The sequence below is a fragment of the Streptomyces sp. NPDC058274 genome (genome assembly GCF_042881375.1).
Lineage (GTDB): Bacteria > Actinomycetota > Actinomycetes > Streptomycetales > Streptomycetaceae > Streptomyces.
In genome coordinates this window covers 115,317-129,642 of record NZ_JBHVXW010000006.1, presented here as the reverse complement: position 1 = coordinate 129,642, position 14,326 = coordinate 115,317, and the positions used below count along the sequence as shown (strand labels likewise).

The following is a 14,326-nucleotide window of genomic DNA, read 5'->3' as shown; positions in this document are numbered from 1 at the left end:
GGCCGTGGCTCCGGCCACAGGGCAGATCCCCCTCACACGGCACTCCAGCGATCGATGCGCATCCACGCCGGGAGATACGGACCGGAGTCCCCTTGCTACGGTGCACCGATGTCAGCGATCAAACAGTTCCAGGTCACCTTCGACTGCGCAGAACCTGCGCGCCTCGCCGGCTTTTGGTGCGAGGTGCTGGGGTACGTCGTACCGCCCGTCCCGGAGGGGTTTGCGACGTGGGAGGAGTACCACCGCTCGCTGCCGCCCGAGAATCAGGTCACCTACTTCGCGTGCAGTGATCCCTCGGGTGCGGGCCCGCGCGTGCTCTTCCAGCGCGTTCCCGAAGGGAAGGTCGTCAAGAACCGGCTGCATCTCGACGTGCGGGCTGGCATCGGGCTCGTGGGTGAGGAGCGCCTGGCCACGCTCGAAGCCGAATGCACACGGCTGGTCGCGCTTGGCGCGGTACATGTGCGGACGATGCGTGCCGACGGCGAGAACGAGTCCTGCATCGTGATGCAGGACATCGAGGGCAACGAGTTCTGCCTTGACTGACCCACACCCCCCTCAGTCACCCGGGTCGCCATGGGTGATGTGGGGTCCGCTCCAGGACGCCTTCGAGGGTGGCGAGCCGGCGCTCGGCCGCCTGTGGCGGACTTCCCGGCCGGTTGGACATGATCCGTCCGTACCGGCGGCGACCGACCATCGGGATGCGGTGCGAACGGCGCATCCCTCACCGAGCTGACCGCGAGCACCGCGGTCGGGAACACGGGGTCCAGGACGGTTCTGGAACGGAACGGGTTCACGCTCGTGGGGCACCAGGTCGCCGCAGGGACGCCCGGGGTGCGGTACCGGCGCCGGCTGGAGCGCGCCGAGGCGGCCGGCCCGACCGTCTGAGCCGCCCGGCCGCCGCCCGCCCGGCCCGGAACATCACGATCCGGTCTCAAGGTCTTGCCAGCGCCCGTGTAATCGATTCCAATCCTCCGTGTAATCGATTCCACGAGGAGGTGGAGCGGTGATGGCGAGCATCAAGGATGTCGCCGCGGAGGCGGGCGTCTCCGTCGCCACGGTGTCCCGTGTGCTGAACGACCACCCGTCCGTGAGCCCCGCCGCGCGCACCCGTGTCCTCGCCGCCGTCGCGTCGCTCGGCTACCGCCCGAACGCCGTCGCCCGCTCCCTGCGCACCGACCAGACCCGCACCCTCGGCCTGGTCATCAGCGACGTACTCAACCCGTACTTCACCGAACTGGCCCGCTCCGTCGAGGAGGAGGCCCGCGCCCTCGGCTACAGCGTCATCATCGGCAACGCCGACGAGCGGCCCGAGCTGCAGGACCACCACATCCGTACGCTCCTCGACCGCCGTATCGACGGACTGCTGGTCTCCCCCGCCGACGGCGGCTCCCCCGGAGTGCTGGACGCCGCGCGCGCGGGGACCCCGATGGTCTTCGTGGACCGCTGGATCCCGGGCGTGGACGTACCCGTCGTCCGGGCGGACGGGCGCGGCGCCATCGGCGATCTCGTCGCCCATCTGCACGGTCTCGGGCACCGCAGGCTCGCCATCATCGCGGGTCCGGCGGCGACCACCACCGGCAGCGAGCGCGTGGAGGCCTTCCGGGAGGCGCTCGGCGCGTACGGTCTCGCGCTGCCCGACGCCTACACAGGGCAGGGCGACTTCCAGGCCGAGAGCGGGCGCCGGGCCACCGAGCGTTTCCTCGATCTGGCCGAGCCGCCCGAGGTCGTCTTCGCCGCCGACAACCTGATGGCGCTCGGCGCGCTGGACGCGATCCGGGCGCGCGGGATGAAGGTCCCCGACGACATCGCGCTCGCCGCCTTCGACGACATCCCGTGGTTCGTGCACACCGATCCGCCGATCACGGCGATCGCCCAGCCGACCGGCGAACTGGGCCGGGCCGCGGTCCGCGCCCTGGCCGACCGCATCGAGGGGCGGCCTCCGCAGTCCGTCACCCTCCCCGCACGGCTGGTCGTACGCCGCTCGTGCGGCGAGTCCCCCGCAAGGAACAGGAGCAAGTCGTGAGCGACCAGGACGAGTTGCTGCGCATCGAGGGGATACGCAAGACGTTCCCCGGCGTCGTCGCGCTCGACAGCGTGGACTTCGATCTGCGCCGCGGCGAGGTGCATGTGCTGCTCGGCGAGAACGGCGCGGGCAAGAGCACGCTGATCAAGATGCTCTCCGGCGCCTACCGCCCCGACTCCGGGCGCGTACTCGTCGACGGCCGGGAGGTGCGGATCCACGGGGCGCAGGACGCCGAGCGTCTCGGGATCGCCACCATCTACCAGGAGTTCAACCTGGTCCCCGATCTGACGGTCGCCGAGAACATCTTCCTGGGACGGCAGCCGCGCCGCTTCGGGATGATCGACCGCAAGCGGATGGAGGCCGACGCCGCCGCGCTCCTGGAGCGGGTCGGTGTGCGGGTGTCGCCCCGCGCGCGGGTGCGTGAACTCGGCATCGCCCGGCTGCAGATGGTCGAGATCGCGAAGGCGCTCAGCCTCGACGCACGCTTGCTGATCATGGACGAGCCGACCGCGGTGCTCACCTCCGAGGAGGTCGAGAAGCTGTTCCGGATCGTGCGCTCGCTGCGCGAGGACGGTGTCGGCATCGTCTTCATCACCCACCATCTGGAGGAGATCGCCGCCCTGGGAGACCGGGTCACGGTCATCCGGGACGGCCGGAGCGTCGGCCAGGTGCCCGCGTCCGCCTCCGAGGACGAACTGGTCCGCCTGATGGTGGGCCGGTCGATCGAGCAGCAGTACCCGCGGGAACGCGGCGACGCCGGGGCCGCGTTGCTGACCGTCGAGGGGCTGACCCGGGACGGTGTCTTCCACGACGTGAGCTTCGAGGTGCGGGCCGGTGAGGTCGTCGGCATCGCGGGGCTGGTCGGCGCGGGACGGACGGAGGTCGTCCGGGCCGTCTTCGGCGCCGATCCCTACGACAAGGGGTCGGTGGCGGTCGCCGGTGCGCGGCTGCCCCGGCACGACGTCAACGCGGCGATGACCGCGGGCATCGGGCTCGTCCCCGAGGACCGCAAGGGCCAGGGTCTGCTCCTGGACGCCTCCGTCGAGGAGAACCTGGGCCTGGTCACCCTGCGGGCGGCCACCCATGGCGGGCTCGTCGACCTCAAGGGCCAGCGGGCGGCCGCCGCGCGGGTCGCGCAGCAGCTGGGCATCCGGATGGCCGGGATCGGTCAGCAGGTGCGCACCCTGTCCGGCGGCAACCAGCAGAAGGTCGTCATCGGCAAGTGGCTGCTCGCCGACACCAAGGTGCTGATCCTCGACGAGCCGACGCGCGGTATCGACGTCGGCGCCAAGGTCGAGATCTACCAGCTCGTCAACGAACTGACGGCCGCCGGCGCCGCCGTCCTGATGATCTCCAGCGATCTGCCCGAGGTACTCGGCATGAGCGACCGGGTGCTGGTCATGGCCCAGGGCCGGATCGCGGGCGAACTCGCCGCCGGCGAGGCGACGCAGGACGCGGTGATGGCGCTCGCCGTCAGCACGAACACAGAAAAGGAGGCCCCCCGTGGCCACTGACACGCATCTGCGCACCTCGGGCGCGAGTGGCGCCTCGGCGGTCCGCCGCCTCCTGCTCGACAACGGGGCGCTCACCGCGCTCATCGTCCTCGTCGTCGCGATGTCGGCGCTGTCCGGCGACTTCCTGACGACGGACAACCTGCTCAACATCGGCGTCCAGGCGGCCGTGACCGCCATCCTCGCCTTCGGCGTCACCTTCGTGATCGTCTCGGCGGGCATCGACCTGTCGGTCGGTTCCGTCGCCGCCCTCTCCGCCACCGTCCTTGCCTGGATGGCGACTTCGCAGGGCGTCCCGGTCTGGACAGCGGTGATCCTCGCGGTCGCCACCGGCATCGCGTGCGGCCTGGTCAACGGCGTCCTGATCTCGTACGGGAAACTGCCGCCGTTCATCGCGACGCTGGCCATGCTCTCGGTGGGCCGCGGTCTGTCGCTGGTGATCTCCCAGGGCAGCCCGATCGCCTTCCCCTCCTCCGTCTCGCACCTCGGGGACACCCTCGGCGGCTGGCTGCCGGTGCCCGTCCTGGTGATGATCGTGATGGGGCTGATCACGGCGGTCGTCCTCGGCCGTACGTACATCGGGCGCTCCATGTACGCGATCGGCGGCAACGAGGAGGCGGCCCGTCTCTCCGGACTCCGCGTCAAGAAGCAGAAGCTCGCGATCTACGCGCTGTCCGGGCTGTTCGCCGCGGCCGCCGGCATCGTCCTCGCCTCCCGGCTCTCCTCCGCGCAGCCGCAGGCGGCCCAGGGCTACGAGCTCGACGCCATCGCCGCGGTCGTCATCGGCGGCGCCTCGCTCGCGGGCGGCACCGGCAAGGCGTCCGGCACGCTGATCGGCGCGCTGATCCTGGCGGTGCTGCGCAACGGCCTCAACCTCCTCTCCGTGTCCGCCTTCTGGCAGCAGGTCGTCATCGGTGTCGTGATCGCGCTGGCGGTGCTGCTCGACACCGTGCGGCGGAAAGCCGGGGCGACTCCGGTGGCCGCCGGTACGTCGAGCGGCGGCAAGGGCAGGCAGGCCGCCACCTATGTGATCGCGGCCGTGGTCGCGGCGGCCGTGGTGGGCGCGATGTCGTTCCTGCACAACGGTTCCGCCACGACGAGCCAGAAGCTGGGCCTGTCCCTGTCGACCCTGAACAACCCCTTCTTCGTCCAGATCAAGGCGGGTGCGCAGGAGGAGGCGAAGAAGCTCGGTGCCGACCTGACCGTCACGGACGCCCAGAACGATGCCTCCCAGCAGGCCAACCAGCTGCAGAACTTCACCAGCGAGGGCCTCGGCTCGATCATCGTCAACCCGGTGGACTCGGACGCGGCGGGCCCCTCGGTACGCGCCGCCAACAAGGCGGACATTCCCGTCGTCGGCGTCGACCGGGGCGTGAACAAGGCCGAGACGGCCGCGCTCGTCGCCTCCGACAACGTCGCGGGCGGCAAGCTCGCCGCGAAGACACTCGCCGACAAGCTGGGCGGCAAGGGCACCATCGCGATCCTGCAGGGCCAGGCGGGCACGTCCGCCAGCCGGGAGCGCGGGGCGGGCTTCGCCGCGGGTCTGAAGGACTACCCCGGTATCAAGGTCGTCGCCAAACAGCCCGCGGACTTCGACCGCACCAAGGGCCTCGACGTCATGACGAACATGCTCCAGGCCCACCCGGACGTCCAGGGTGTCTTCGCCGAGAACGACGAGATGGCGCTCGGCGCGATCAAGGCGCTCGGCTCCAAGGCCGGCAAGTCGGTCGCCGTCATCGGCTTCGACGGCACCCCGGACGGACTGTCGGCGGTCAAGGCGGGCACGTTGTACGCCTCGGTGGCCCAGCAGCCCAAGGAGCTCGGCCGGATCGCGGTGGAGAACGCGCTCAAGGCCGCCGAGGGCAAGACGGTCCAGAAGACGGTGAAGGTGCCGGTGAAGGTGGTGACCTCGAAGAACGTGGCGGGCTTCGGAGGCTGACCGGCCGGCGCCGCTCCGCTTCTACGGCTCGGCCGCGCTGTGCCGCCGGCCGGGCCGGGCCGGTTCCGGCACACGTCGTCCCGGGACCGGCCCATCGACGTACGGGGGTGACTCCCCCAGGAACGTACGGAGGTCCGCCTCCGTCGACGTACGGAAAGAGTGTGCTGATGTACGACTACGACCTGCTGGTCGTGGGATCGGCCAACGCCGACCTGGTGATCGGGGTCGAGCGGCGGCCCGCCGCCGGGGAGACGGTGCTCGGTTCCGACCTCGCCGTGCACCCGGGCGGCAAGGGCGCCAACCAGGCGGTCGCCGCCGCCCGGCTCGGGGCCCGTACGGCCCTGCTGGCCCGGGTCGGCGACGACGGACACGGACGACTGCTGCTCGACTCGCAGCGGGCGGCCGGGGTCGACACCGCGGGCGTACTCGTCGGCGGGGCGCCCACCGGGGTCGCCCTGATCACCGTGGACCCGTCCGGGGACAACAGCATCGTGGTCTCGCCCGGCGCGAACGGACGGCTGACACCCGCGGACATCCGTGCCGCCAGGAGTCTGCGTCTGCTGCGCGCCTCCCGGGTGGTCTCGGCGCAGCTGGAGATCCCGCTGGAGACGGTCGTGGAGGTCGTACGGAACCTGGCGCCGGGCAGCCGCTTCGTGCTGAACCCGTCGCCTCCGGTGCCGTTGCCCGCCGAGGTGCTGGCCGCCTGCGACCCGCTGATCGTGAACGAGCACGAGGCCCGGGTCCTGCTCGGCGAGTCGGCGGGCCCGGTGCCCGAGGACTGGGCGCGGGCGCTGCTCGGTCTCGGTCCCCGGTCGGTCGTCGTCACGCTCGGCGCGGCGGGGGCGCTGGTGGCGGACGCGGAGGGGACGGCCCGGATTCCGTCCGTGAAGGTGACGGCCGTGGACACCACGGGGGCGGGGGACGCGTTCACCGCGGCGCTGGCCTGGCGGCTGGGCGCGGGCGCGCCGCTCGCCGAAGCCGCGGCGCACGCGGCCCGGGTCGGGGCCGCCGCCGTCACCAAGGAGGGCGCCCAGGTGTCCTTCCCCACCGCCGAGGAGGTCGCGGCACTGTGAAGAAGGCCGGAATCCTGAACCGTCATCTGGCGGGCGCCCTCGCCGAGTTGGGGCACGGGGACGGGGTGCTGGTGTGCGACGCCGGCATGCCGATACCGGCGGGGCCGCGCGTGGTCGACCTGGCCTTCCGGGCCGGGGTGCCGTCGTTCGCCGAGGTGCTCGACGGGCTGCTCGCGGAGCTGGTGGTGGAGGGCGCGACGGCCGCGGCGGAGGTCCGGACCGCGAACCCGCCGGCGACGACGCTGCTGGAGGCGCGGCTGCCCCCACTGGAACTGGTCCCCCACGAGAAGCTCAAGTCCCTGTCGGCCGGGGCACGGTTGATCGTCCGCACGGGAGAGGCACGGCCGTATGCGAATGTGCTGCTGCGGTGCGGGGTGTTTTTTTAGGCGGTTTTGTCGGGGATGGCTCCGGGGCGCGGGCGGCGGGTCAGTGCGAGGGTCGGTCGTCGTCGGCGCCGGCCTCGTAGTCGCAGTCGCAGTCGCCGTCGCGGTCGCGGTCGCGGTCGCGGTCGCACGCGACTTGTTTCGGACGCTTTTGGGTGCCGCAGGAAGGTCCGTACCACAACACTGACATCATCACATACGGGTAACACCGGTGGCGTGAATCAACGTCTGGGCCGGGTTGCCTCGGCCCGGACATTCCGGCAAGCAGCAAGCACCGAAATCGGAAGAATGCGCAAGGCGGGCGACGAGGAGATGCATGATGCAGGAAGCGATTCGGAAAACGCTGATCTTCTCGGTTATTGCGATAATAGCTGGCGTGTGCGGATGCATTGCTGGTGCTGCGACTGGCGACACACCTCCCATTATCTTCGGGGCAGTGGCGATCACGGGCGGAGTGGTTTTGGCCGTCATGGCCGCGCTGGCCAGACGTAAGGGCAACCACTGAAACCGGAGTGAGACAGCAAAAACCTCACCCCCTGAACGCAACAGCGCACATGCCCGCAGCCCCGCCGTCCGGCGGGGCTGCGGGCATGTGTCACCGGGGGACGTGCAGGTGATCGCGGCGAGTGGTGACCAGCGTCCGCCACCGCTGGCGGGTGGGCTGCTGTCCGTCGAGCCAACGGGCACGTGAGGCCGCCTCGAGGGGAAGACCAGCCATGAAGTGCGCGATGTCGATGCCCTTGAAGGCATACAGGCCGCCAAACGCGGGGACTGGCAGACCGTTAGAGCGAAAGCCGTTGGATATGTCGGCGGTCAAGCTGCCCCGGCCACGTGCGAATTTGTCCTGGTGGTGTCGGCTCCAGAGACGGCGGGAGGAAGCACGGCAGGCACGGTCGGCTGTGCGGCTATTGGCGAAGGATTCGGGGAGTGGGCAGAAGGAAAGGTCTGACTGTTAGTGGGGGGTGTGGCGTGAAGCGCCCGACCTCCGCAAACCGAACAGAAGATGGTGATCGATGGAGACTCGATACGTACTCGCCCGCGACGCCATACCCGACGGGTATGAGCCACTCGTCATCGCGTGCGGTCTAGCGCTGGTCGCGGGCAGCATCCTGTACTCACGGTGGAAACGGGGAACACCCAGTCCAGAGCAGAAACGGACGGCGAAGGTCATAGGAGTGATTGCATTCCTGTTGTGGCTCGCCTTCATAGCTCTTGTCCTTGCGTGAACACGGGGCAATCCAGGACGGAGCTGACGCCGCTCTGCCAGCTCTTTCGGCCGCACTGCTGATCGCCCATGGTGAAGTTGACAGGTTTTGAGGGGGACCGGTCCGTCGATCGGGCCCCTCGGCTTAGTGTTGAAGGCATAGTGCGCCGGATAGGTAAATGAACAGACCAAAGTGAAGCCAAGGAGTCACGTGTGGGGGGCGTCCCGGCGTCCCACACACAGCAGAGGAGCGACAACGAATGGAGAAATACTCGACTCGGCTCGGCGTGTTCCTATTGGGGCTGGTTTTTCTGGGGATCCTTGCATGGCCAGTAACTCAGTGGATGAGCGATATGCCGTACGGAGAGAGATTGGCCGTCGGAATATTTATGCTGCTAATTCTTCTTGCGTACATGTTCTTTGTGGGCGTATGGGCGAATAAGGGCACGAGGAATGGGTAAACCGCGTAGTCGGGAGGAACCGCGGGGCCTCCTGGTCCTGCGGCGCTCAAAGTGAATAGGAGGCCACGGCCTCCCTAGATCGCTGTTGGGTCGGGAAATCATTCTCGGCCCAACGGTTCTCCTACGAGTGCGGCGGAAGGGTGCATCGATGGATGACGCAATCAGAGGGGTGCGAATCTTCTCTGCGGCCTTGATCGTAGGAGGAATCTGCGCGGGCGTCGCAGGAACGGCTACTGACGATGCTGTTCCGCTCGTACTTGGAGTGATCGCCGCAGTCAGCGGAGTTGTTTTGGCGGGCTTCGCCTTCTTGGCTCATCGCAAGAATCGCTCCTAACACGGTGATTCGGATCCGGTTTCGCACACCGTACTGATCCCGACGATGCGGATGGCCGGAGACCGGTTCGCCTGAGTGAATCGATGTTGGGGTCGTGATAGCGGGCGCAGAGGTGGTAGAGGCTCGAGGGATCCTGGTATTTGCCGGTGCAGCGGTAGGGCTGTGCAGTGCCCCGGGATGTAGCCGAAGTCCCTCGCCCGAGGCCCACGAGACAGTGCACCCAGTCGGCGAACCATGGCCGACGTCTCGCCGCAGCGGTCGATGGGGTCGAACACCGAGGCAGTGGTGGGCGGCACGCGCGCAGAAGCGCAGCAGTTGTCTCTGCGGCGCCCTCAGTGCGGCGCTCTCTGCGCTCTTCCTTTGCTCCGGAATATCTTTACTCTTCGTGTAGATGGCAAGGAGACGTTGAATGCACGCCCTGGACCTTGCAGCAAGCGGAAAATATTCTCCTGTGGACAATGGACAGGATGCCTTGATCTTCATCCTGGTCTTCGCGGCGATCGCCGCGGTGTCCTACTGCTTGTTGCGCGGGCGCCGTAGAAAATGAAGGCCGCGCACTCGCTCCGGCTGGGGGACACCTACTTCCACTACGGGCCTCGGCCTGGCGGCACCTCAACTGCCGGCGTGGGAACGGGATTCAACCGCGAGCCCGGAGGCACCCTGAAAGCTGGAATGCGTCGCTATCGCGTGGAGTGCCAATCAGCTGGCATCAGTGCAGTTGGCGGATAGACAATCCGAGGGCCGGGAGGAGTTTCCTCCGCGCACACAGAGACGGGCCGCAGCAGCTCGCCCGTGCGCTTCGCCGCAGGGTGGGCAGCGGGCACCATCGCGAGCAACGCGGTCTCGGGCGCATCGACCCCCAACGGGCTAATTTCTTTGGGCACGTTGGAAAACCTGGGCAGCGGGCTCACCGTTGCGAGCGTTGTCTACGCGGGCCTTACAGGCGGCCAGGGTGCGGCCGAGGCGGCAACCGCTGGAGCAATTGCAGATATCGGCATCACCGGTATCCGGCACGAGGAAGGACTGAATCGTGCAGGTGGGAGAAGGTGAGGCCCCTTGGTCGCCGCCGGGCGACCCGTGGCCGTGCCGCTGATCTACCGGGGCAAGGCAAGGCAGTACCGGGGCCAGGCAAGACCACTGGACGCGGGCTCTTGCGGCCGGCGCGCCGTTCGTCCGTGGTGACGATGACGAATTTCGAAGGGGCCCGGTCCGTCGACCGGGCTCCCTCGGCTTTCCCCTCCACATCAGAACCCCCGCGATCCCCCCGGATCCCCCTCCAGAAGTCCTGATGCCAAGCTAGACCCACGGGTTGCCCGAAGGGTTGCACGCTCTTCCCAGATTTTTTCGGCGTGCCGACAGATATGGACAGACGTAGCGTTTGCCGCATGAGTGAAGAAACCTCTCCTTCGTTGCAGAAGGACGTGCTCGACGAGCTGGGTGACGACAAGCTCCAGGAGATCGCCGGGGTGCTGGGGACGGATGCGGCAGGGGCCCGGCAGGTGGTCGGGACGACGGTGTCCGAGCTGTCCGGCGGCGTACAGGAGGAGGCCGCGGCGGCACCTCCCGAGGAGGCTCCCCTGCAGGGCGTGGTGACCCTGGGCGGACTGGGCGGAGTCGCGGGCGGTGGTCTGCTGGCCGGGATGCTGGCCAAGGTCAGCAAGCCCGTCGCGCAGGCCGTCGCCAAGAAGACGGGCCTGCCGGCCCCCGCCGTGACGAGGGTGATCGAGCTCTTGATCCCGGTGGTACTGACCGTGCTGACAAAGCGCCGGGCGAAGAAGTAGACACGACGCCGAAGCCGGGCGAAGGAGAAGCCACGACGGCCGAAGCCGGGCGGAGAAGGAGGCACGACCCCGGAGCCGGGCAAAGACCTGGGCGCCGCGCCGGATCCCGGGCGACGACGCTCCACCGGCTCGCCCGGCATCCGACGCAGGGGCCACCCCGGCGTCCGTAGCAGGGGCCACCTCGGCATCCGAACCCGGCATCCGACGCGGGGGCCACCCCGGCATCCGAACCCGGCATCCGAAGCAGGGGCGAGCGACCTCTGCACCCGCCCCCAGCACCCGACGCAGGAGTGAACGCCCCCGCACCCGACCCCGGCACCCGACGCAGGAGTGAACGCCCCCGCACCCGCCCCCAGCTACAGGACATGCTCCACAAAGCGCCCCGCCGTCTCCGCGAGCACCTCGCGCCCGTCCCGCGCCCACAGCCCGTCGTTGAACAGCTCCACCTCGATCGGCCCGTCGTACCCGGCGGCCTCGACGTACCCCCGCCACTGACGCATGTCGATGGCGCCGTCGCCGAGCTGGCCGCGGCCGGTGAGGACGCCCTCGGGCAACGGCGTGGTCCAGTCGGCGAGTTGGAAGGTGTGGATGCGTCCGGCCGCACCCGCTCGGGCGATCTGCGCCGGTGCCGTGTCGTCCCACCAGATGTGGTACGTGTCCACCGTGACGCCCACCTGGTCCGCCGGGAAGCGTTCGGCGAGGTCCAGGGCCTGGGCGAGGGTGGACACCACGCAGCGGTCGGCGGCGTACATCGGGTGGAGCGGCTCGATGGCGAGGCGTACGCCGCGCTCGGCGCCGTAGGGGCCCAGTTCCGCCAGCGCGTCCGCGATGCGCTCGCGCGCGCCGTGCAGGTCCCTGGAGCCTTCCGGCAGCCCGCCGGAGACCAGCACCAGCGTGTCCGTGCCCAGCGTCGCGGCCTCGTCGATGGCGGCCCTGTTGTCGTCCAGGGCGCGGGCGCGCTCGGCCGGGTCGAGAGCTGTGAGGAAGCCGCCGCGGCACAGGGTGGTGACGGTGAGCCCCGCGTCACGGACCAGCCGGGCGGTGGCGTCGAGGCCGTACGCCTGGACGGGCTCGCGCCAGAGGCCGACGGATCCGATCCCCAACTCGCCGCACGCCTTGGCCAGTTCGGGCAGGGAGAGCTGTTTCACCGTCATCTGGTTGATGCTGAACCGGGCGAGGTCGTCGGTGCTCACTGGGTCACTCCGTACAGGGTCAGCAGGTTCTTCATACGGGACTCGGCCAGCTCCGGGTCCGGGAACAGGCCCAGCCCGTCGGCCAGTTCGTAGGCGCGCGCGAAGTGCGGGAGGGAGCGGGCCGACTGCAGGCCACCGACCATCGTGAAGTGGGACTGGTGGCCCGCGAGCCAGGCCAGGAAGACGACGCCCGTCTTGTAGAAGCGGGTCGGCGCCCGGAAGAGGTGGCGGGACAACTCGACGGTGGGATCGAGGAGTTCGCGGAATCCCTTCACGTCCCCGGTGTCGAGGACGCGCACGGCCTCGGCGGCCAGCGGGCCCAGCGGGTCGAAGATGCCGAGCAGGGCGTGGCTGAAGCCCTGTTCGTCGCCGGCGATCAGCTCGGGGTAGTTGAAGTCGTCACCGGTGTAGCAGCGCACGCCCTGCGGGAGCCGGCGGCGCAGTTCGACCTCCCGGTCGGCGTCCAGGAGGGAGACCTTGATGCCGTCGACCTTGTCGGGGTGGGCGGCGATGACCTCAAGGAAGGTGTCGGTCGCGATGTCGAGGTCCGAGGAACCCCAGTAGCCCTCCAGCGCCGGGTCGAACATCGGGCCCAGCCAGTGCAGGATCACCGGCTCGGCGGACTGCCTCAGCAGATGGCCGTACACGGCGAGATAGTCCTCGGCGTTCGTGGCGGCCGCGCACAGGGCCCGGGATGCCATGAGGATCGCCTGCGCGCCCGTGCCCTCCACGAGCGCGAGTTGCTCCTCGTATGCGGCCCGTACCTCCGCCAGGGAGCCGGCGACGAGCTGGTCCGTGCCCACCCCACACGCGATCCGGCCGCCGACCGCCTTCGCCTCGGCGGCGGACCGCCTGATCAGCTCGGCGGCGCCGGACCAGTCGAGGCCCATACCGCGCTGCGCGGTGTCCATCGCCTCGGCGACGCCGAGCCCGTGGGACCACAGATGGCGCCGGAAGGCGAGGGTCGCCTCCCAGTCGACGGCGGCCGGGGAGTCGGGGGTCGTGTCCGCGTACGGGTCGGCGACGACATGCGCGGCGGAGAAGACCGTGCGGGAGGTGAGGGGCGGGCCGGCGGAGCGGGCCGGCGGTGCGGAGCGCGGGGTGTGGGAGCGGAACCCGCCCTGTCCGTCGGGGAGTCGGAGCGTCACAGCTGGATCTCCGGTACGTCGAGACGGCGGCCCTCGGCCGAGGACCTGAGGCCCAGTTCGGCGAGCTGGACACCGCGGGCGCCGGCCAGCAGGTCCCAGCGGTAGGGGGCGTCGGCGTAGACGTGCTTGAGGAAGAGCTCCCACTGGGCCTTGAAGCCGTTGTCGAACTCGGCGTTGTCCGGCACCTCCTGCCACTGGTCGCGGAAGGAGTACGTCGCCGGGATGTCGGGATTCCACACCGGCTTCGGGGTCGAACTGCGGTGCTGGACACGGCAGTTGCGCAGACCGGCGACCGCCGAGCCTTCGGTTCCGTCCACCTGGAACTCCACCAGCTCGTCGCGGTTCACCCGCACCGCCCAGGAGGAGTTGATCTGGGCGACCGCGCCGCCCTCCAGCTCGAAGACGCCGTACGCGGCGTCGTCGGCCGTGGCGTCGTACGGCTTGTCCCGCTCGTCCCAGCGCTGCGGGATGTGGGTGGCGGTCAGCGCCTGCACGGACCGGACCCGGCCGAACAGCTCGTGCAGGACGTACTCCCAGTGCGGGAACATGTCGACGACGATGCCGCCGCCGTCCTCGGCGCGGTAGTTCCAGGACGGGCGCTGGGCGCTCTGCCAGTCGCCCTCGAAGACCCAGTAGCCGAACTCGCCCCGCACCGAGAGGATCCGGCCGAAGAAGCCGCCGTCGATGAGCCGCTTGAGCTTGAGCAGGCCGGGGAGGAAGAGCTTGTCCTGGACGACGCCGTGCTTGATGCCTTTCCCGTGGGCGAGGCGGGCCAGCTCCAGGGCACCGTCGAGGCCGGTCGCGGTCGGCTTCTCGGTGTAGATGTGCTTGCCGGCGGCGATCGCCTTCCTGATCGCCTCCTCGCGGGCGGAGGTGACCTGCGCGTCGAAGTAGAGGTCGACGGCCGGGTCGGCGAGCACCGCGTCCAGGTCCGTCGACCAGTGCTCCAGTCCGTGCCGCTCCGCGAGGGCCTTCAGGGCGTGCTCGCGCCGCCCGACCAGGACCGGTTCGGGCCACAGCACGGTGCCGTCGCCGAGGTCGAGGCCGCCCTGGTCGCGCAGGGCGAGGATCGAACGGACGAGGTGCTGGCGGTAGCCCATGCGCCCCGTCACGCCGTTCATGGCGATACGCACCGTCTTGCGAGTCACGTCATTCCCTTCGTACGCGTCCGGCGCCGCGTACGCCCACGGCCCCGAGCGTCACAGCAAGCGCTTTCTATACGAGTGCGAAGCTAGCTCCTGTGCAGCGGATCGGACAAGACCGTGCGGTCGAGATG

12 protein-coding genes are annotated in these 14,326 nt (G+C 69.5%); 9 read left to right on the top strand and 3 right to left on the bottom strand.

The window, feature by feature from the left end; genetic code table 11:
- Window positions 1-108: 108 nt before the first annotated feature.
- From ACFVYF_RS14785 to ACFVYF_RS14745, 9 genes are all read left to right on the top strand, one after another.
- Window positions 109-543 (top strand): VOC family protein, encoded by a 435-nt coding sequence (locus ACFVYF_RS14785; RefSeq protein WP_389455589.1) that lies wholly within the window; start codon window positions 109-111, stop codon window positions 541-543.
- 463 nt (window positions 544-1,006) lie between these two features.
- Window positions 1,007-2,023: a LacI family DNA-binding transcriptional regulator gene (locus ACFVYF_RS14780; RefSeq protein WP_389455588.1), complete on the top strand. Its 1,017-nt coding sequence runs from the start codon at window positions 1,007-1,009 to the stop codon at window positions 2,021-2,023.
- Entirely contained in the window at window positions 2,020-3,537 is a 1,518-nt protein-coding gene (locus ACFVYF_RS14775; protein ID WP_389455587.1) for a sugar ABC transporter ATP-binding protein, read from the top strand. The genes ACFVYF_RS14780 and ACFVYF_RS14775 overlap by 4 nt, the downstream gene beginning before the upstream one ends.
- Window positions 3,527-5,473, top strand: a complete 1,947-nt coding sequence (locus ACFVYF_RS14770; RefSeq protein ID WP_389455586.1) for a substrate-binding domain-containing protein — start codon at window positions 3,527-3,529, stop codon at window positions 5,471-5,473. Before ACFVYF_RS14775 ends, ACFVYF_RS14770 begins: the two co-directional genes overlap by 11 nt.
- A 167-nt stretch (window positions 5,474-5,640) precedes the next feature.
- A complete protein-coding gene (locus tag ACFVYF_RS14765; RefSeq protein WP_389455585.1) occupies window positions 5,641-6,546 on the top strand; it encodes a ribokinase in 906 nt (301 codons plus the stop codon).
- Window positions 6,543-6,932, top strand: coding sequence for a D-ribose pyranase (gene rbsD, locus ACFVYF_RS14760; protein ID WP_389455584.1), 390 nt, complete (start codon window positions 6,543-6,545; stop codon window positions 6,930-6,932). Before ACFVYF_RS14765 ends, rbsD begins: the two co-directional genes overlap by 4 nt.
- Window positions 6,933-7,245: 313 nt before the next feature.
- On the top strand, window positions 7,246-7,434 hold the full coding sequence (locus tag ACFVYF_RS14755) for a hypothetical protein (RefSeq protein ID WP_389455583.1): 189 nt from the start codon (window positions 7,246-7,248) through the stop codon (window positions 7,432-7,434).
- A 1,903-nt stretch (window positions 7,435-9,337) separates the two neighbouring features.
- On the top strand, window positions 9,338-9,475 hold the full coding sequence (locus ACFVYF_RS14750; protein WP_389455582.1) for a hypothetical protein: 138 nt from the start codon (window positions 9,338-9,340) through the stop codon (window positions 9,473-9,475).
- 838 nt (window positions 9,476-10,313) lie between these two features.
- Entirely contained in the window at window positions 10,314-10,709 is a 396-nt protein-coding gene (locus tag ACFVYF_RS14745; protein WP_389455581.1) for a DUF937 domain-containing protein, read from the top strand.
- A 356-nt stretch (window positions 10,710-11,065) separates the two neighbouring features.
- On the opposite strand, the gene ACFVYF_RS14740 is transcribed toward ACFVYF_RS14745, so the two are convergent.
- From ACFVYF_RS14740 to ACFVYF_RS14730, 3 genes are read right to left on the bottom strand one after another with little or no spacing between them, the layout of a single operon-like run.
- The gene (locus tag ACFVYF_RS14740) at window positions 11,066-11,863 is read right to left on the bottom strand and encodes a sugar phosphate isomerase/epimerase family protein (RefSeq protein ID WP_389455810.1); all 798 of its coding nucleotides are present in this window, start codon (window positions 11,861-11,863) and stop codon (window positions 11,066-11,068) included.
- A 35-nt stretch (window positions 11,864-11,898) separates the two neighbouring features.
- Window positions 11,899-13,050 (bottom strand): dihydrodipicolinate synthase family protein, encoded by a 1,152-nt coding sequence (locus ACFVYF_RS14735; protein ID WP_389455580.1) that lies wholly within the window; start codon window positions 13,048-13,050, stop codon window positions 11,899-11,901.
- The gene (locus ACFVYF_RS14730) at window positions 13,047-14,198 is read right to left on the bottom strand and encodes a Gfo/Idh/MocA family protein (protein WP_389455579.1); all 1,152 of its coding nucleotides are present in this window, start codon (window positions 14,196-14,198) and stop codon (window positions 13,047-13,049) included. The genes ACFVYF_RS14735 and ACFVYF_RS14730 overlap by 4 nt, the downstream gene beginning before the upstream one ends.
- Window positions 14,199-14,326 lie beyond the last annotated feature (128 nt).

Excerpts from the sequence above, each read along its gene's own strand:
- ACFVYF_RS14765 (WP_389455585.1), top strand. The coding sequence starts at position 5,641 with ATGTACGACTACGACCTGCTGGTCGTGGGATCGGCCAACGCCGACCTG.
- ACFVYF_RS14785 (WP_389455589.1), top strand. The coding sequence starts at position 109 with ATGTCAGCGATCAAACAGTTCCAGGTCACCTTCGACTGCGCAGAACCT.
- ACFVYF_RS14755 (WP_389455583.1), top strand. The coding sequence starts at position 7,246 with ATGATGCAGGAAGCGATTCGGAAAACGCTGATCTTCTCGGTTATTGCG.
- ACFVYF_RS14745 (WP_389455581.1), top strand. The coding sequence starts at position 10,314 with ATGAGTGAAGAAACCTCTCCTTCGTTGCAGAAGGACGTGCTCGACGAG.
- ACFVYF_RS14750 (WP_389455582.1), top strand. The coding sequence starts at position 9,338 with ATGCACGCCCTGGACCTTGCAGCAAGCGGAAAATATTCTCCTGTGGAC.
- ACFVYF_RS14740 (WP_389455810.1), bottom strand. The coding sequence starts at position 11,863 with ATGACGGTGAAACAGCTCTCCCTGCCCGAACTGGCCAAGGCGTGCGGC.
- ACFVYF_RS14780 (WP_389455588.1), top strand. The coding sequence starts at position 1,007 with ATGGCGAGCATCAAGGATGTCGCCGCGGAGGCGGGCGTCTCCGTCGCC.